Raw genomic sequence first — 18,274 nt, forward strand, 5'->3', positions numbered from 1 at the left:
CAATCTGCGAACGTCGCGACTGACGATCGGGTTCAGTCCTCCGGAGGGAGAGCGGGCAGATGATCACGCGGGAGGAGGCCGAGGCGGTCGCCGCGCGCTGGGCGAGCAACGAGTCCGAACAGCGCGGGTACGGGTGTGAGCCGATGCTCGCCGAGTTCGACCTCGGGTACGTGATCTGGACGCGGCAGCCGTCCACCGTGCTCTCCGTGCCGGGCGACGTTGCACGTACGGTGATCGACCGCGAGACCGGAGTGCTGTCGACGTGGCCCGGCGTGCCGCCCGAGGAGATCGCCGCCATCTATCGCGAACGCCGTCCGACCCCGCCCGGGACGGTCGATCCGGCGGTCTCGCTGCTGCGGCTGACGCGGCGGCGGCCCACCCCGACGACGGTCGTGCACCTGACGGTGGGTGACCGGCTGTTCCGGGCTCAGGGCGCGAAGGGTGATCAGCACATCAACCATCACCCGCTGGTGATCGACCGGCTCGAGATGCTCGGGGCGGAGGCCCACGTGCGCGGGGTCGACCGGCACGCCGAGTTGATCGCCCTCTCCGACGCGCTGCACGACGCCTCCCGCGCCCGGGGGCGCGAGATCGCGCTCGACGAGGCGAGGGCCTGGCTGACCGGGGCGACTTTCGCTGCTTTCCTCGTACGCGATCAGGCCGACCCCGTGGCCGGCCAGGAGAGCCGCCCGTGCGAGACCTGCACCAGCGTGCTCGTGGACCTGGCTGTGCTGCCCTGGTCGGATCTGGCGTTCGCCTCCGAGTGGCGGCACGGCTCGGACCGCATCCCCGTGACCGGGCGCTTCCCGTACGAGGTGGCGCGCACGCTGGCCGGGGGCGGCTGGATCGGGCCGTCGAGCGGTGACGACGCCGTCGAACGGGCCGTCGAGGCGTCCGGCGGGCGGCTGCGGCCGTTCGAGGCGGCGCGGGCGGCGATCGCCGACTTCCCGGGAGTGCGCTGCGCGCGGCGCGGGCCGGGGCTGCGCAGGGCCATCCGGCTGCTGCGGCTCGACCCGGTGCCGGGCGCCTACTCAGCGGCCGCGCTGCTCGAGTTCGCGCAGGTCATCGGGGTGCCGCTCTTCCCGGTCGGCATCGAGGGCGGCGACGCGGTGGTGGCGCTCGACGAGCTCGGCCGGGTCTTCGTGCTCGATCAGGCGGGCGAGTGGTTTGTCGGGAGCACGCTCGACGAGGCCCTGACCGGGCTGCTCACCGGCGACGGGCCGGCGCGACGGGTGCGCGACGACGGCAGTTGGTGAGCACAACTCGCCGCCGGCTCCCGCATCGGAAGCCGGCGGGTGTCGCTGCCGCCTGACTCAGTCGAACAGGTTGTGCAGGAAGCTCTTGCGGCGGTGATAGTGGCCGTGGTGGCCATGCCGATAGTGGCCGTGATGCCCGTACGCGGCGGGGGCCGGATAGCCGTGGCTGGGCTGGCCGTAACCCGGCTGGCCGTAGCCCGGCGCGGGCGGCGGAGGCGGCGGAGCGTAGCCACCGGGCTGAGGCTGGCCGTAACCCGGCTGCGGAGCGGCGGCGGGGCGCGGCGGGGTGCCGGGAGGCGGGGCCTGGCGAGTGTTGAAGTTCGACTCGGCCTCGAACAGCTTCTCGAGCTCACCGCGATCCAGGAAGATCCCCCGGCACTCGGTGCACTGGTCGACCGTGACGCCGCTGCGCTCGTACACCCGCATCTGGCCGTGACACTTCGGACAGGTCATCTGCATCTCACAGACGGTACAAGGCTGTGTCATCGGACGGGCTACTTGTGGCTGTGTGGTTCCTGAGTGCCGGGTGCAGCGCGGCGGCCCAGACCAGGAACGCGATCGGATACAGAACGTAACCGAAGCGGGTCGTCGGCATGAGCAGAATCGCCGCCAGAAGGCCCCACCCGCAGATCGAGGCGGCGGTGCTCGCGGTTCGTGGGGGCGACCAAATAATGCGTACGGTGATGAGGGCCGCGACCGCGAGCAGCAGCCCGAGCGCGACGAACCGGCCGCCGGGCACGTTCTGGGCGATCAGGTAGCCGGGGAACGGGGACTGGGCGGGGCTGGTGACCAACCCGTGGCCCAGGGGGAAGCGGATCACGTTTTCGAGGAAGGCGTCCTGGTCGACCTGGAACGGCGGGATCAGGACCAGGATGGGCAGGCCCAGGGCGCCGGGCAGAAGCTTGCCGCCGCGGGCCATGGCCAGGGCCAGCACGGCCAGGACGGCCACGGCCGGGAGCGCGAAGAGCTTGCAGGCCGCCGCGGCGCCGACCGCCAGGCCCGCCCAGCCGTAACGGTTCGTAGCGGCGAACGTCAGGGCCAGGATGCAGAGCGCGAGCACTGGGATGTCGTCGCCGCCGGTGGCCAGGGTCAAGGCGCAGACCGGGACGATCGTTACCGCCTGTATGGCTCGGACGGTGGCGAAGGAGCGCCCGGTCGTTTCGTTCGGCTTTGTTCCGCGTGGGCGCAGGAGCAGCACCGCGGTGATCAGGACCAGGGCGGTGAACAGGGCGAACCAGATGCGGGCGTCGGTCCACCAGGCGTCGCCGGCCAGCGCGCGCGGCAGGCCGAAAACCGACATGCCCGGCTGGTAGGGGCTGTAACCCATGAGGCGCTCGTCGGCGGGCAGGGCGGCGATGGCGTCGCGGGACAGATAGGGCGTGCCGTCGTTGAGCAGGCGTTCGCCCATGCGCTCGACGACCAGCACCTCCTCCTGTGCGCGGTCGGTGCGGCCGTCGGCCCGCTGCACCGCCTGCACGACCAGCGGGAGCAGCGCCGCGCCGGCCCAGGTGAGCCAGGTCAGGGTGGCGCGGGCGCCGTTGCCGACGAGCAGCCGGACCAGGCGCCAGAGCCGGGTGGTGGCTTCGTAGCGGTCGCGGAGCAGGCGGAAACCGAGCAGCTGGAGCAGGGCCAGCAGGAAGGCGTCGGCGTAGGCCCAGGCCGCGATGGAGCCCCAGGCCCGGTGCGGGAGCAGCGTCGAGGAGAGGGCGGTGATCAGGGCGAAGATCGCCGAGACGCCGTAGAGGGCCAGGTCGGCCGCGTAGCCGCCGGCGGCCTGGTCGATGCGGGCCAGAAGGCGGCCGGCGCGGGTCTTGGGGGTGTAGTCGTTCGGCGGGGGTGGGGCTTTCTTGGCGGGGGCGGCCTCGGGCTTCGCGGCCACAACCGGGTCGGGCTCGGTCGCGGCGGGCTCCGGCTCAGCGACTGGCGCGGGCTCCGGCTTCAACTCGGCGGGCGTGGGCGGGCCGTCGTCGGCAGGCTCCGGCTCGTCTTGGCCGGCTATCGGCTCGTCCGCTTTGTCGGCGGTGGCGTCGGGCGCGGGTTTGTCAGAAGTGACGTCGGGTGCGGCGTCCTGGGCGGCGTTCTTGGGAGCGGCGTCCTCAGCGGCCGCGGCCGGCGTGCTGCTGTCCTCTGTGGTCTTCGCGTCGCTTTCCGGGGCGGCGGCGGACGATTCCGACTTATCCGTCTCGGTCGATGGGGGGCTGCCCTCCGGCGTACGGGAGGAAGGGTCTTCCGCGGCGGAGTCGGCCCGGCTGCCGGGATCGGCGATGGACCCCTCAACTGCGGTTTCGCTCGCCGTCCGGCCAGAATCTGTCACGCGGGCAAGTGTGGCAGAGCCGATCTCCCCGAACCGCCCGACCGGCGCCGCGACATGCGGACCACCGCGCCGCCGTCGTGCAAGGAGGCCGCCAGCACGCCCGGACGACCGGCCGTGCCCCGCTGCAGCGTTGCCAGCAGGCGGGCCGCCGACATCGGCCGGGCGAACAAGTGGCCCTGGCCGGCCAGGCAACCCAGGCTCCACAGCGCATGCCGCTGCGGCTCGCTCTCCACACCCTCGGCGATCACCGTCAGGTGCAGGCTGCGGGCCAGGTCGACAGTCGACCGGATCACCGCCGCGGCCTCGGAGGACGTCTGCACGGCGCCGACGAACTCGCGGTCGATCTTGAGCTGGTGGACCGGGATGTGGGACAGCACCGACAGCGGCGTCACGCCCGTGCCGAAGTCGTCGAGCGCCAGGCGTACGCCCGCCTCGCTCAGCTCGGCCAGCGCCTTGCCCACCACTTCGAGCTGGCTCAGCGTCAGGGTCTCGGCCAGCTCGAAGATCAGCCGGTCGGCGGGGACGGCGTGGCGGCTCAGGCGGCTCAGCACCGCCTCGGGGAAGCGCGGGTCGAGCAGGCTGCGGGGCGACACGTTGACCGCCACGGGCAGGTCGAAGCCGGCCTCGCGCCACAGGTCGGAGGCGTCGAGCGCCTGGTCAAGCACCGCGTCGGCGAACGCCTGGAGCCGCCCGGACCGCTCCACGGTCTGCAGGAACTCCATCGGCGTGAGGTAGCCGTGCTCGGGGTGATGCCAGCGGGCCAGGGCCTCGGCCGCGACCACCTCGCCGCTGCCGAGGTCGACGATCGGCTGGAAGTCGACCACGAACTCGTGCTCGGCGACCGCGCGGTGCAGTTCGCCGCCGAGGGCGAGCCGGCCGATGTCGGCCGTGTCCTGCGCGTGCACGTATGTCGCCGTCTGCTGCCCGGCGCGCTTGGCCTGATACATCGCGACGTCGGCCCGCCGCATCAGCTCGTTGACGCCGCCGCTGCCGGCCGCCAGCGCGATGCCGCCGGCCGCCTCGACGGTGATCTGCATGCCCTCGACCGCGATGCTCCGCTCGAGCGTGGCCAGCATCGTCTTGGCCCGGTGGGTGGCCAGGGCGGGCGTCGGCAGGTTGACCAGCAGCACCGCGAACTCGTCGCCGCCGAGCCGGGCCACCAGATCGCCGGGGGCCGCCGCGTCGGCCAGCCGCCGGGCCACCTCTTGCAGCACCGCGTCGCCGGCCGCGTGCCCGAGCGTGTCGTTGACCTCTTTGAAGTGGTTGAGGTCGATCAGGAGCAGCGCGACCACGCCGTCCTCGGTGCTGCCCCGGAAGTGCGTGCCGGCGTGCTCGTAAAGCTCGCGGCGGTTGGCCAGGCCGGTCAGCGGGTCGTGGGCGGCGTCGTACGCGTTCTGCTCGTTGAGCCGTCGCAGTTCCGCGTACGCCGTGGCGTTGCGGATCGCCGTGCACAGCGCGGCCGCGAACGTCTTCAGCTTGTAGTGCTCGAACTCGTTGAGCTTGACCCGGCCGTGGAAGCCCAGCACCAGCTCGCCGGCCTGATAGCTGCGGTCGCTGGTCTCGAGCTCGGCGGTGATCTCGACGCCGGCGAACGTGCGCGGCCCCGGCCCGTCGTAGACCACCTCGCTGCCGTGCGCCCGGACCACTCGGTCGATGCCGCTCGCGGTCAGGTCGATCTCGACGACATCGGACGAGAAGACGCGGGCGCCCCGAGTCGCCGCGATGTGCAGCACCTGGGTGAGTTCGACCGAGCTGAGCTCCTCGGTGGTGGTGGCCAGCTCACGCCAGGAGTGCCGTTCCTCTTTCGTCCGCAATTGCCGGGAATGCCACAAGTGGAGGCAGGCGATGAGCAGCGGCACGAAGCCGAGCAGGAGCGGGCTGGAGCCGGAGGCGAGCACCTCGATGAGATAGATGATCACCACGAGGCGGAACGCGTGGGCGATCAGCTTGCTGTCGAGGTCCTTGCGAGCGACCTGGGTGATCGTGGTGTGCGAGGCGACCGCGATGACCGGCATGAACACCAGGTCGTCGACAAAGGACATGGCCAGGTAGGCCAGCACGACCGGGACGACGGTGGCGCTGATCGAGTTGGGTGTGCTGTCCAGGCCGGTGACCGTCAGCACGAAGCTCGCCGTGCCCGCCGTCAGCACTTCCTTGGCCACCGAGAACACCGTGCGGTGCGGGGGGAGCCGCGTGACGATCTTGAGGATGGCGACGCCCGCCGCGGCGCACAGCACGACCCACGCGTCAGGCAGGAAGACCAGCCCCATCAGCACTGGGACCTCGCCCCAGGCCGTGCCGTTGCGGCTGGAGCGGATGCGGACATAGACCTTGACCTGGTTGGCCACCGCGGAGCCGGCCACGATCAGCGCGAGCAGGCCGATGTGCGGGATCGGCTGCGGGTGGGTCACCGCATGCCAGACGACCAGGGCCGCGACTCCCATCGCCAGAACGACGACGAGACCGATGAGCAGCAGGAGCTGCCGACCGGTCGCGTCGTCGTTGGAGCTATGGGTCTTTCGCAAAGGTGCCGTCCAGTCGCCGAGCACATCGGACACAGGGCCGAGCTCAAGCGTATGCAAGGGCGCGCTTTCGCGCACCGTCTCAGCTCCAGTCGTTCGACTTCATGGTTCTTCTCCTCGCGGTTGGGGGAATCCGGGGAAGCCCGATCCCTCGTTAGGGGTCGGAGTGCGTCGCGACGAGAAGAACCATATGCGAAGAAGGCCTCGGTTGGGGGGGATTTGTGTCGCATTGCGCAGAACACGATAACCGGAGGGGATTCGATTACGGGCTGTCTCGCCAACAAAACTCTGAGCTACTTGAATAGTCGTTTTGGCCGCAGTGTCCGCATCGCTGAACGTGCTGTTTGACTAACGCTCCGGAATGTCAATACCTATTGCTGCTCAACGGTTGTCTCAACCCCCGTATATGGTCGCTGACCTGCGTATAGATCGCCATATAGCGAGTCCGGAAAATCGTGAGTGACGAACCACTATTACGCGAACGAGTTTCCCGGTGAAGCTTCTATAAACTCCCGGTATGCCCGACGAATCCCTGACCCATGTCGACGAGACCGGCGCCGCGCGCATGGTTGACGTCACGGCCAAGACGGTGACGGCCCGGCGCGCCGAAGCCGCCGGCCGGGTGGTGACGACACCCGAAGTGATCGCCTTGTTACGCGGTGACGGGGTGCCCAAGGGTGACGCGATCGCCGTGGCCCGGCTCGCGGGCATCATGGGCGCGAAACGCACCCCCGATCTCATTCCGCTCTGTCACCCGATCGGCCTGCACGGCGTCGTCGTCGATCTCGACCTGACCGCGACCACGATCGAGATCACCGCCACCACCAAGACGGCCGACCGCACCGGCGTCGAGATGGAGGCGCTGACCGCGGTGGCCACGGCCGGCCTGACGATGATCGACATGATCAAGGCGGTCGACCCCGCCGCGAGCATCGAGTCGGTGCGGGTCCTGCGCAAAGAGGGCGGCAAGACCGGCGAGTGGGTACGACCGGAGGACCGCCCGTGAGCATCACCGCGCGCGTGATCGTGGCCAGCAACCGCGCGGCCGCCGGGGTCTACGCCGACACGAGCGGCCCGCGCCTGGTCGACGGGCTGCGCGAGCTCGGCTGCACGGTCGGCGAGCCGGTCGTCGTGCCGGACGGCGAGCCGGTGGCCGACGCCCTGCGCCGCGCGATCGCCGACGCCGTCGATGTCGTGCTGACCAGCGGCGGCACCGGCGTCACCCCGACCGACCGCACGCCCGAGGCGACCCGCGGCCTGCTCGACTTCGAGATCCCGGGCATCGCCGAGGCGATCCGGGCCTACAGCCGCGACAAGGTGCCCGCCGCCGCGCTCTCCCGCGGCCTGGCCGGGGTGGCCGGCCGCACGCTGATCGTCAACCTGCCCGGCTCGACCGGCGGGGCCAAGGACGGCCTGGCCGTGCTCGGCCCGCTGCTGCGGCACACGGTCGATCAGATCCGCGGCGGTGATCATCCCGCGAGCGCGGCGAGTGGATAGGCTCGGCGGGTGACCGTCGACTGGGAAGAAGCCCGCGAGCTGGCGTACGCGGCGGGTCGTGCGGCGGCCGGGGCAACCGAGCCGGTCGCGCTGCCCGACGCCGACGGCCGCACGCTGGCCGAGCCGCTGCGCGCGCTGACCGACCTGCCCGCGTTCCCCACCTCGAGCATCGACGGCTGGGCCGTGCGCGGTCCGAAGCCCTGGCGCCCCGTCGGGCGGGTGCTGGCCGGTCAGGTCGCGCCGCCGCTGACCGACGACGGCACCTGCTTCGAGATCGCCACCGGGGCGATGGTCCCGGCCGGCACCGAGGCGCTCGTACGCATCGAGGCGTCCACTCGCGACGGTGACGGCCGGGTCAGCGGCGAGCCCCGCACCGGCTTCGTCCCGGAGTGGCGCGCGCCCGGCGAGGAGGCGCACAAGGACGAGGTGCTGCTGCCGGCCGGCACGGCGATCGACCCGGCCGTGATCGGCGTCGCCGCCACCTGCGGATACGAGTCGCTGACGGTGTTCTCACGGCCCCGCGCCGGGCTGCTCGTCTTCGGCGACGAGCTGCTCACCGGCGGCACCCCGGGCGCCGGGCGCGTGCGGGATTCGCTCGGTCCCCAGGTGCCCGGCTGGCTGCGGCGCTGCGGTGCGACGGTCGACCCGGCCGCGGTGGCCGGCCCGGTGCAGGACACGCTCGAAGCGCACCTCACCGCCGTACGGGAAACGCTCTTGAAGTCGGATCTTGTCTGCACGACCGGGGGCACGATGCACGGCCCGGTCGACCACCTGCACCCGACGCTGGCCGAACTCGGCGCCGAATACCTCGTCAACACCGTGGCGGTCCGGCCCGGGTTTCCGATGCTGCTGGCGCGCGTGCCGGGGGCGGACGGGCGGCCGCGCTTCCTGGCCGGGCTGCCGGGCAACCCGCAGTCCGCCGTGATCGCGCTCATCACCCTGGTCGCACCGCTGCTGGCCGGTCTGCAGGGCCGTCCCGCCCCGGTGCTGCCGACGGTCGAGCTGACCGAGGCGGTGCGCGGCCGGGGTGGCGACACGCATCTCGCGCTGGCCCGGCTCGGCCCCGACGGACGGTCGGCCACCCCGGTCGGCCACGTCGGCTCGGCGATGCTGCGCGGCCTGTCCAACGCGCACGGCTTCGCCGTCGTCCGCCCGGGCACCGAGGCCGCGGCGGGCGACCTGGTGCCCTTCCTCCCACTGCCGCTCGTCATCGGGGAACGCCCATGATCGCCATCGCCGACGTGCTCGACACCCCGCTCGACCTGGCCGCGCACGAGAAGGCGGTGGCCGACGCCCGGGCCGGGGCCGTCGTCTCGTTCCAGGGCGTGGTGCGTGACCACGACCACGGCCGCGGGGTCACCCTGCTCGAATACGAGGGCCACCCCAGCGCGGCCGCCGTGCTGCGCGAGGTCGCCGCCGAGATCGCGGCCGACCCCGACGTCTACGCCGTGGCCGTCTCGCACCGCGTGGGCACGCTGGCGATCGGCGACGTCGCGCTGGTCGCCGCGGTGAGCACGGCCCATCGGGCGGCGGCCTTCGCGGCCTGTGCCCGGCTGGTCGACGAGGCCAAGGCCCGGCTGCCGATCTGGAAGCGGCAGGTGTTCACCGACGGCAGCGACGAGTGGGTCAACTGCCCCTAGGCCCCGGAATGGCGGGCACCCGGTGCGGCACGACCGGCCGCCGTACGGGTGGGGCCGCCGAGGCCACCCCGGGCCGCCAGGGCAGCGCGTTCATCAGCACGATCACGGCGAAGGCGTACGCGTTCCAGCTCATCGCCCACTGGGCCGGCACCGCGAACAGCACGTACGTCGCGAGCCCGGCCGACGCGTAGCCGGCCCCGGCGAACCGGCGGGGCCGTCCGGGTCGCCGCGCGCCGATCCGGGAGCGGGCCGCCGCGTCGACGAGGATCAGCACGGCCGGCAGCACCCACACCAGCTTGTGGCTCGGGCTGACCGGGGCGGCCGCCGCGGCGGTCAGGCCGACCAGCGTGAACGCCGCGATCTCGTCGCCGTCGGCGTGCGCCGCGCGGGCCCGGATCAGGCCCACCGCGAGCAGCAGCACGGCGAACGACAGCCACACCAGCACGGGCGTGCTCGACGAGTCGTACAGGCGGGCCAGCAGCCCGGCCAGCGACTGGTTGGCCGGATCGCCGACGGGACCCGACCGGTCGACCTGGAACAGGACGGTCGAGAACCAGGCGCCGGTGGCGCCGGGCGCGATCAGCAGGCCGCCGAGCATGAGAGTGGCCGCCGTGCCGGTCGCGGTGATCGCCGCTCGCCACTGCCGGGTCACGGCCAGATAGGCGATGAACAGGGCCGGCCCGAGGGCGAGGGCGGTCGCGATCCCGACGCCCACGCCCGCCCAGGCGCCGGTCGACCAGACCCGGCGCAGCAGGCCGAGGCGTCCGCCCGGTGGCCTCGAGGCGGGCGGGCCGGGCCACCAGGCGGCCCGGCGGCGGGCCCAGGCCGAGCGGCGCAGCGCGACCACGTCGGCGGTGATCAGGCAGAGCAGCAGCAGGTCGAGGTGGCCCAGGCCGAGCACCGCGCGTACCGGCTCGGTCAGCAGGGCGAGCGCGGCCGCCGCCAGCACGGCCGTGAACCGGGACCGGCCGTAGCGGCGGGCCACCGGGCCGGCCAGTGCCACCAGGGTCAGCACCAGGGCGGCCAGGCCGGCCAGGGCCAGCAGCCAGGCCACCACCGGCAGCGGCAGGAAGGCGGCCGGGGCCAGCAGGATCGCGGTGACGGGCGGACGGCCGGTGCCGTACCCGTACAGGTCGCCGCCGGTGAGCCAGCCCCGGACCGCCGTGTGGTCCACGGCGAGATCCGGGACCCCGTACGCCTGAAGGTAGAACCCGGCCGCCCAGAGTGCGGCCAGGCATCCGAGCCCGATCAGCACGGATCTCGTCCGCACGCGTTCCATCGCCGGCATGGCGCGACCCCCGTCGCTCTCGCGGCCGCGAAGCCGCGAGCCCCTCGCTCGCTTTAACGCGGAGATCGCGGCGAGGTTGTTAGCCGGGCAGTTTGCGCGCCGTCGCCGCGCTCATCGCGGCGATCTTGGCCTCGCGCCGGGCCGTGCGGACGGCCCGCTTGACCGAGCGCTGCGACCGCTTGATCGACCGCTCGGACCGGTCGGCCGCGTGCTTGAGGGCGAGCTGCGAGCGGTCGACGGCGTGGCCGGCCCGATAACCCAGGCCCGGGCGGCCCTCGGTGTCGACCGCGGCCAGCAGCAAGCCGCCGAGCAGGCCCAGGTTTTTGAGGAAGTGGCTCTGATCCTCGCGGGCGTGGGCGATCGTCGCCGGCACCAGGCCGGCGGCCAGCACGGCCGCCGCGGGACGGGTGAGGTGACCGGTGGCCAGCGCGAGCCCGGCGATCACGTCGCTCGCGCCCTTGATCCGCACCAGCGTGCGGGTGTCGGTCGGGATGCGCGGATCAACCTTCTCGAGGAGCGGTTTGACCCGCTCGGTGACGAGACCGGCGGCCTCCACGGAGTCGTCCGGCTTGGTGAACGAGCGCACCCCCTGGACGACGAAGATCGAGGCGAGCAGCGCGCGGGCGGCCGTGCGTACGGGCTTCATGAATCTGGTTATACCCGCCGGGCGCGGCTCACACCGGCTGCGTGCGCAGGTAACGGCCGAAATGCGGCACGGTGAAGGCGACCGTGCCCCGTTCGCCCGAATAGATCAGGCCCTTCTTGATCAGCGCGTCGCGCGCCGGGGAGAGGCTGGCCGGCTTGCGACCCAGCGCGGTGGCGATCTCGGCGGTGGGCACCGCGGCGTCCATGTCGTTGTCGGGCTCGCCGGAGAGGGCGGCCATGGCGCGCATGTATTCGCGCTCGGCCGGGGTGGCCCGCTCGAACCGGGAGCCGAAGAAGCCGACCGCCAGCTCGGCCTCGGCCTCGGGGGCGGCCACCCGCACGTCGGCGTCGGTGACGGGGGACTGCGGCGCATGATCCCAAGTGGCTTTCCCGTACGCCTGCACGAAGTACGGATATCCGCCGGACTTCTCGTAGAGCAGGTCGAGCGCCTTCGCCTCGTATTCGACCTCTTCGCGGGCGGCCGGGGCGCAGAGCGCGAAGTCGGCCGCCACCCGGTCGAGCCGGTCGATGCGCTGATAGCGGAAGAGGCGCTCGGAATACGACTTCGCGGCCGAGAGCACGGCCGGCAGGTGCGGCAGCCCGGCTCCGACGACGATCAACGGGGCGCCCAGCTGGGACAGCTCGTGGCAGGCGGCGCACAGCGCGGAGACGTCGGCCGGCCCCAGATCCTGCATCTCGTCGATGAAGAGCGCGATGCCCGTGCCCACGTCGGTGGCGAGGGTGGCGGCGTCGGTGAACAGCTCGACCAGGTCGATCTCGATGTCGCCGGAGTCGGCCCGGCCGCGGGCGGGCGGCACGTCGATGCCCGGGGCCCAGCGGTCGCGCAGCTTGGCCGAGCTGTCGTTGGCCCGCAGCGCGAACGCCTTGAGCACGGCCAGCACGTCGTCGACCCGCTCGGGGTCGCGGTGGTGCGGGGCGAGCTCGCGGATCGCCATGTGCAGCGCGGCCGAGACCGGGCGGCGCAGCGACTGGTCGGGGCGGGCCTCGATCTTGCCGGTGCCCCACAGCTGGCCGATCGCCGCCGAGCGGAGTGTGTTGAGCAGCACGGTCTTGCCGACGCCGCGCAGGCCGGTGAGCACGAGACTGCGCTCGGGGCGGCCCCGGGCGATCCGCTCGAGCACCACGTCGAACGCGTCGAGCTCGCGGTCACGACCGGCCAGCTCGGGTGGGCGCTGGCCGGCGCCGGGAGCGTACGGGTTCCTCACCGGATCCACGGATAGCACCGTATCGGGTCGTCTAGCAAAATAGCTAGAGTGCGCTAGTAAAACCTCGCGATTGCCGTCGAGGAAGGTCTACCGCTCTCTAGCCTGAGCGCTAGAAAGGGCTAGAGGGGTCTAGCTCGTCGGGTGCTCCCTGAGACAGAGCACGAAGTCGAGGTCGTCGAGCGCGCTGTCGTAGAAGAACCACTTCGTATACCCGGACACTTTGGAGCACTTGCGCTCGGCGTCCTTCTCACCCGTGGCCTTGCCGACGAAGTGCGCCAGCACCTCATAGGTGCCCGTTGTGCAGGGGGTGACGCGCATGTTGGGCTCGTCGTCGGTGCCCTCGTTGACGACGCAGTCGCCCTTCTTCACATAGAACCGTGCGTCCTCGCTGCCCTGCGGCACCGGCCCGGCCACCTGCTCGCTGGCCGACACGTCGGGCGAGGCCTGCTGCCGCTGGGTCTCGGCGCGCTTGTTGAGCAGCCACGCCGTCGTGCCGAGGCCGATCACGATAAGCACGCCCAGAGTCACGACCAGGGCGATGATCGGGGTGTTGCGCTTCGGCGGCACGGGGGTTCTGTCCCATGAGGAGCTGCCGCCGCTCACCGGGGCCATCGGCGCCGAGTGGAAGCTCACCGGCTGCTGCGGGATCGACGGCGGGTGGCCACCCCAGGAATTCTGCTCCGGAACCTGTGCCCCGGGATCACCCCACGGGTCGGAGGGCTCCGCATACGGCTCGTCGGAGCTCCCGTGCGACCACGGCGGGCCGGAATACGGGCCGTTCTGGGACATCAGAATTTCCTCCGGAAGCGGGCTACGCTGCTGCCACCGTAGCGTGCGGGGCCGACACAAACCCGGACGGAATCGCCGCCGGTGTCAACAACACGACCCGCACTTCGCCCGTCCGGCCACTACGGTCCCGATCCGTGCCCGTACCAATCGTGATCCTCGCAGCCGTTTTCGGCGGTTCCATGGCCGTCCTTCTGGCCCGCACCCCTTACGCGGTGCTCGCCGGCGCCGCGGTGTGCGCACTGCTGGCCAGGGCGCTGGGCCCGGCCCCGATGCTGCCCTTCTACCTGCTGGCCACCATCCCGGGGCTGTTGCTGGCCCTGATCGACCTGCGCTGCCTGCGCCTGCCCGACCGGCTGGTCGCGGCCTTCGCGATCGTCACCGTGCTGCCGCTGGCGATCATGCGACCCGAGCGGATCGGCCTCGCGCTCGTGGCCGGGGGAGTGGTCCTGACGACGTACCTGGGAATTGCTCTTCTGCCCGGTCGTGGCCTGGGACTCGGCGACGTGAAGCTGGCCGCCGTGATCGCCACGATGCTCGGCTTCGCCGGCTGGCCCGCGGTGCTCGTCGGCCTGGTCGTGCCGCATCTGATCAACGGCCCGATCGCGCTGGTCATGCTGCTCGCCCGCCGCGGCCGCCCGCTGCCGTTCGGGCCCGCCCTGCTGATCGGGGCCCTGATCGGGATCACAACAGCCTGAGCTGCCGATCCTTCGGGCGGGACGGCACAGTGTCACCCAGCCGCTCGAACAGGCCGGAGTCGATCACGTCGAGGAACGGGGTGGGGCTCTGCTCGCGCTCGCTGCCGTGCCGGAACCGGCGGGCCGCGTGGCTCACATACAGCCTGTCCTGGGCCCGGGTCAGGCCGACGAAGAACAGCCGGCGCTCCTCGGCGATCTCGTCCGGCTCGGGGGAGCCACCCGGCCAGCGCAGCGGCAGCAGCCCGTCCTCGCAGCCGACCAGGAAGACCACGGGGAACTCGAGACCCTTGGCGGCGTGCAGGGTGAGCAGGTTGACCGCCTCGGCCCGCGGGTCGAGCGCGTCCACCTCGGCCCCGGTCGCTATCTCCTGCAGGAAGCGGGGCATGTCGTCGCCGATCCGCTCCGCGAGCGGGCGCAGCAGGTCGGCCGCGGTCCAGATGTCCTCGGGGGCGAGCTGCTCGCCGTCCAGCGTGGGGGCGGCGAACCGCTGCGCCAGCTGCTCGGCGGTCTGCTTGACCCGAGTGACGAGCGCGCCCGCGCCGGCGTGGCGCAGCTCGCGGGCGATCAGCTGCACGCCGGGGCGGTCGCGCAGCCGGTTGTGCGAGCGCTTCTGCACCGGCACGCCGGCCCGGGAGAGCGCCTCGACGATCGCGCCGGACTGCGAATCGGTGCGGTAGAGCACGGCGATGTCCGAGAAGGACAGGTTGCCGGCCGCGATCGAGCGGGAGTCGACGCGGCCCGAGTCGAGCGACCGGTGCGACAACCCGCCGACCATGTCGTCGATCGTGCGCACCACGAAGTCGGCCTCGTCGGCGACGCTGGCCGCCGGGTAACGACCGACCAGCGGCGCCTCCGGGTCGAGCCGGGCCGGGTCGAGCCGGCGCCCGTTGACCAGCGAGGACGGGGCGATCGCCTGCACGGCCGCGGCCACGATGGGCGCGGACGAGCGGTAGTTGCGGGTCAGCCGGACGAGCCGGGCGTCGACGAAATCCTCGTTGAAGCGCAGGAAGTACTTCACGTCGGCGCCGCGGAACGAGTAGATCGCCTGGTCGGGGTCGCCGATCGCGCAGAGGTTGCCGTCCGACGGGCTGAGCAGGCGCAACAACTCGTACTGGGTCTCGTCGACGTCCTGATACTCGTCCACGAAGATCCACTGCCAGTGCTTGCGGTACTTCTCGACCAGCGCCGGGTCGTCGCGCAGCAGGGCGACCGGCAGGCTGATCAGATCGTCGAGGTCGACCAGGTCCTGCTGGCGCAGCAGCTTCGCGTACGCGTGGTCGTCGTCCCCGGCCTGCTCGCGCGCCTCGGCCCGCTCGCTCTCGTCGGCGATCCGCCAGTTCGCGCCCAGGCCCGCGGCCTTCGCGTTCTCCTTGAGGATGGCCAGCCCGACCGAGTGGAACGTGCCGACCGTGATGTCCTCGGCCACGTCGCCCAGCAGCGAGTCGAGGCGTTCGCGGAGCTCACCGGCGGCGCGGCGGGTGAACGTGATGGCCAGGCAGCGGTGCGGGAAGACACCCAGCTCGGCGCAGAGATAGGCGATTCGGTGGGTCAGCGTGCGGGTCTTGCCGGTGCCGGGGCCGGCCACGATCAGCAGCGGGCCGCCGGGGGCCGAGGCCGCCACTCGCTGCATCGCGTCGAGGCGGTCGAGCAGGCCGGTGCCGACCTCTTCCATGCCGGCCAGCATGGGCTCGAACGGCTCGTGCGGGCTGGCCGGAACCGCGATCGGCGGGGCCGGATTTTTCGTAACTTTGGGCGTTTTGGCGGGCTTCGGCTTGGCGATCGGCTCGGGCTTGCGCTGCTGCGGCACGTCGAAGAGCGTCTCGACCTGCGGCGCACTGGCCCGATTACGCAGCTCACCCGGCTCGAACAGGGTGATCACCCCGTACTCGCCGTCGTAGCCGGCGACCCGCCGCACATCCCCCCGCCGCAGCCGTTCGATGCCCTCGCGCAGCTCGTCCCCGCCGGCCTGCTTGATCGCGTCGAGCGGCACCTTGCGCAGGATGTCGAGCTCGGCCCCGAGCGTCGCCACCAGGTGGTTGAGCCGGCTCTCGACCGTCTTCGACTTCGGGCCGACGCCCTCGATCTCGCCCAGGATCTCGTGCAGCTGGATCAGGTGCTCGACGTGGCCGCCCTTGTCGAACCCGAGCGGCCGATCCGCGAGATCCTCGACCCGGCTCAGCACGCCCACGGTCAGCGGCTTGCCACACTCGGGGCAGCGGCCGCCGTGCTCGCGGGTGCGCTCGGGCGCCCAGTTCACCCCGCAGGCGCGATGCCCGTCGGCGTGATACTTGCCCTCCTCGGGGAAGAACTCGAGCGTCCCGGCCAGCCCGATCCCGTTTCTGACGGCCTCGTAATCGGGCTCGCCGGTGAACAGCGTCGCCTCCCGGGCCAGCGCGGCCGGGGAATGCGCGTCCGAGTTCGAGACCAGGCGATAACGGTCGAGGCTGGACACCCGCCAGTTCATCTCGGGGTCGGACGAGAGGCCGGTCTCGACCGCGGTGACGTGCTCGGCCAGGTCGGCATAGCAGTCGGCGATCGCGTCGAAGCCCGACTTCGAGCCCAGCGCCGAGAACCACGGGGTCCAGATGTGCGCGGGCACGAGATAGCCGCCCGCCTCCAGCGTGATCTCGAGCAGGTCGCGCGAGTCGAGGCCGAGGATGGGGCGGCCGTCGGCGGTCAGGTTGCCGATGCGGCCCAGCGCGGTGTTGAACTTCGCGGCCGCCGCGAAGCCGGGCATGTAGATCAGGTGATGCACCTTGCGCGTACGGTCGTCCCGCTTGTAGATCGTCGAGATCTCGACGCTGAGCATGAACGACGCGGCCGGCGCGGCCTGCAGCGAGCCGGGCAGCCGCTTGGTGACCTCGGGCTCGTCGGAGAAACCGAAGAGCCCGGGTCCCTTTTCCACGAGGCTCTCGCGCAGATGGTCGAACCAGGCCGGGTGCGTGAAGTCGCCGGTGCCCAGCAGGGCGATGCCTTTGCGCCGCGCCCACCAGGCCAGGTTGGGCAGCGTCAGGTCACGGCTGCAGGCACGGGAGAAGCGCGAGTGGATGTGAAGATCCGCGACGTAAGCGTCCGCGGCGACCGAGGACCCTGCGATGTCCGAGGGCACGCGCTGCATCCTGTCACGCCCCCCATCGCTCGCACGAATCGCCACGCCTTGACGAAATTACGGATCTTGATGTTCGTCTACTTCGTGCGCAGCTCGACCACGCTCACCTGAGGCGGCGCTCCCACCCGGACCGGCGGCCCCCAGAAGCCGGCGCCGTTGGTGACATAGACCGGCACCCCGTCGACCGTGCCCAGCCCGGACGTCACGGGCTGTTGCAGGCCCACCAGCAGGTTGAACGGTGCCATCTGGCCGCCGTGGGTGTGACCGGAAACCTGAAGATCGACCCCGTACGGGGCCGCGTCGTGCACGGCGACCGGCTGGTGAGCCATCAGCACCACGGGCCGCGCGGTGTCACGGTCGCCGAGCGCCTTCGCGAAATCCGGCGGGTCGCCCGCGTCGGCGCCCCCGAGGTCGTTGACGCCGGCCAGGTCGAGGCCGCCGAGCTCGAGGCGCTCGTTGCGCAGGGGCCGGATGTTCAACCGCGCGACCTCGTCGACCCACTCCTGGAAGCCCGAGTAGTACTCATGGTTGCCGGTCACGAAATACGCCCCCTGCCGCGACTGGATCTCGGCCAGCGGTGCCGCGAACCGCCCCAGCTCCGCAACGCTGCCGTCAACAAGGTCACCGACGACGCACACGATGTCCGCCTGCACCGAATTGATCACGTCGACGATCCGCCGGGCGTGATTCATGCCGGTCAGCGGGCCGAGGTGGATGTCGGACACGACCGCCAGCCGGGTGCCGTCCATGGCCCGGGGCAGCTTGGCCAGCGGCACCTGGATCCGCGCGATCTGGGGGCCGCCGAGCGCCGTCTTGACGCCGTAGCCCGTGACGCCGGCCGCCGTCAGTCCCGCGAAGATCGCCGCTCCACGGGCCAGGAGCACGCGCCGCTCGATTCCGCCGTCGCCCTCGTCGGGCTTGTCCACTGCGGTGAGCACCTGTCCGGCCTCGGCGGGGGCAGGCTCGACCGTGATCCTGCTTGCGCTTGCCTTCCCCGTACGCCTTCTGGAGCGCCACCAGAGCACCAGCGCGAGCCGGGGGATCTCGAGCACCGCCAGCGTGACCAGCAGGTAGAACATGAGCGCGATCCACAGGTAGCCCGGCCAGGCCAGCCACGGCACCGCCCCCGACCGCACCCCGATCAAGGTGGCCGGCGCCAGCACGGCCAGCGCGACCGCGATCACGGCTCCGATCCGACGAGCCCGCCCCGGCGGCAGCGGATCCTTGACGAGCCGCTTCCACAGATAGAAGTGGATCAGGCCGATGACCACCATGATCAGCCCGACGAATACC

General features: G+C 71.8%; 15 protein-coding genes. 6 read left to right on the forward strand and 9 right to left on the reverse strand.

Translation table 11 applies throughout. From position 1 onward, the window contains the following. Positions 1–59: 59 nt before the first annotated feature. Positions 60–1,256 (forward strand): SUKH-3 domain-containing protein, encoded by a 1,197-nt coding sequence (locus tag JKJ07_RS44825; protein ID WP_202998198.1) that lies wholly within the window; start codon positions 60–62, stop codon positions 1,254–1,256. Between the two features lie 57 nt (positions 1,257–1,313). Here the strand turns inward: JKJ07_RS44825 and JKJ07_RS44830 are convergent, their stop codons facing one another. From JKJ07_RS44830 to JKJ07_RS44840, 3 genes are all read right to left on the reverse strand, one after another. Then, complete coding sequence (locus JKJ07_RS44830; RefSeq protein ID WP_202998199.1) at positions 1,314–1,715, reverse strand: TFIIB-type zinc ribbon-containing protein; 402 nt, start codon at positions 1,713–1,715, stop codon at positions 1,314–1,316. Between the two features lies 1 nt (position 1,716). Continuing rightward, a complete protein-coding gene (locus tag JKJ07_RS44835) occupies positions 1,717–3,048 on the reverse strand; it encodes a glycosyltransferase 87 family protein (protein ID WP_202998279.1) in 1,332 nt (443 codons plus the stop codon). Positions 3,049–3,566: 518 nt separating this feature from the next. After that, entirely contained in the window at positions 3,567–6,014 is a 2,448-nt protein-coding gene (locus tag JKJ07_RS44840) for a putative bifunctional diguanylate cyclase/phosphodiesterase (RefSeq protein WP_202998280.1), read from the reverse strand. A gap of 595 nt (positions 6,015–6,609) precedes the next feature. On the opposite strand from JKJ07_RS44840, the gene moaC reads away from it, so the two are divergent. From moaC to JKJ07_RS44860, 4 genes are read left to right on the forward strand one after another with little or no spacing between them, the layout of a single operon-like run. Beyond that, positions 6,610–7,098, forward strand: a complete 489-nt coding sequence (moaC, locus tag JKJ07_RS44845) for a cyclic pyranopterin monophosphate synthase MoaC (RefSeq protein WP_202998200.1) — start codon at positions 6,610–6,612, stop codon at positions 7,096–7,098. Further along, entirely contained in the window at positions 7,071–7,589 is a 519-nt protein-coding gene (locus JKJ07_RS44850) for a MogA/MoaB family molybdenum cofactor biosynthesis protein (protein WP_202998201.1), read from the forward strand. Before moaC ends, JKJ07_RS44850 begins: the two co-directional genes overlap by 28 nt. A gap of 9 nt (positions 7,590–7,598) precedes the next feature. Then, complete coding sequence (locus JKJ07_RS44855) at positions 7,599–8,816, forward strand: molybdopterin molybdotransferase MoeA (protein ID WP_202998202.1); 1,218 nt, start codon at positions 7,599–7,601, stop codon at positions 8,814–8,816. Further along, positions 8,813–9,229: a molybdenum cofactor biosynthesis protein MoaE gene (locus tag JKJ07_RS44860; RefSeq protein WP_202998203.1), complete on the forward strand. Its 417-nt coding sequence runs from the start codon at positions 8,813–8,815 to the stop codon at positions 9,227–9,229. Before JKJ07_RS44855 ends, JKJ07_RS44860 begins: the two co-directional genes overlap by 4 nt. On the opposite strand, the gene JKJ07_RS44865 is transcribed toward JKJ07_RS44860, so the two are convergent. From JKJ07_RS44865 to JKJ07_RS44880, 4 genes are all read right to left on the reverse strand, one after another. Beyond that, the gene (locus JKJ07_RS44865; protein WP_236031124.1) at positions 9,216–10,508 is read right to left on the reverse strand and encodes a glycosyltransferase 87 family protein; all 1,293 of its coding nucleotides are present in this window, start codon (positions 10,506–10,508) and stop codon (positions 9,216–9,218) included. The two genes, JKJ07_RS44860 and JKJ07_RS44865, sit on opposite strands and share 14 nt — an antisense overlap. An 88-nt stretch (positions 10,509–10,596) precedes the next feature. Next, positions 10,597–11,163 carry a DoxX family membrane protein gene (locus JKJ07_RS44870; protein ID WP_202998205.1) on the reverse strand — a complete coding sequence of 189 codons (567 nt, stop codon included), beginning with the start codon at positions 11,161–11,163 and terminating at the stop codon, positions 10,597–10,599. Between the two features lie 28 nt (positions 11,164–11,191). Next, positions 11,192–12,397 carry an ATP-binding protein gene (locus JKJ07_RS44875; protein WP_202998206.1) on the reverse strand — a complete coding sequence of 402 codons (1,206 nt, stop codon included), beginning with the start codon at positions 12,395–12,397 and terminating at the stop codon, positions 11,192–11,194. A 120-nt stretch (positions 12,398–12,517) separates the two neighbouring features. Next, positions 12,518–13,177 (reverse strand): LppU/SCO3897 family protein, encoded by a 660-nt coding sequence (locus JKJ07_RS44880; protein ID WP_202998207.1) that lies wholly within the window; start codon positions 13,175–13,177, stop codon positions 12,518–12,520. Positions 13,178–13,311: 134 nt separating this feature from the next. Here JKJ07_RS44880 and JKJ07_RS44885 point away from each other — a divergent pair, with 134 nt between their 5' ends. Next, positions 13,312–13,872, forward strand: coding sequence for a prepilin peptidase (locus tag JKJ07_RS44885; RefSeq protein WP_307834772.1), 561 nt, complete (start codon positions 13,312–13,314; stop codon positions 13,870–13,872). On the opposite strand, the gene JKJ07_RS44890 is transcribed toward JKJ07_RS44885, so the two are convergent. Next, the gene (locus JKJ07_RS44890; RefSeq protein WP_202998208.1) at positions 13,859–16,990 is read right to left on the reverse strand and encodes a UvrD-helicase domain-containing protein; all 3,132 of its coding nucleotides are present in this window, start codon (positions 16,988–16,990) and stop codon (positions 13,859–13,861) included. The two genes, JKJ07_RS44885 and JKJ07_RS44890, sit on opposite strands and share 14 nt — an antisense overlap. Positions 16,991–17,058: 68 nt before the next feature. After that, positions 17,059–18,255 carry a metallophosphoesterase gene (locus tag JKJ07_RS44895; protein WP_202998282.1) on the reverse strand — a complete coding sequence of 399 codons (1,197 nt, stop codon included), beginning with the start codon at positions 18,253–18,255 and terminating at the stop codon, positions 17,059–17,061. Between the last annotated feature and the right edge of the window lie 19 nt (positions 18,256–18,274).

The organism is Paractinoplanes lichenicola, from assembly GCF_016785085.1.
In the GTDB taxonomy this organism is placed as follows: domain Bacteria; phylum Actinomycetota; class Actinomycetes; order Mycobacteriales; family Micromonosporaceae; genus Actinoplanes; species Actinoplanes lichenicola.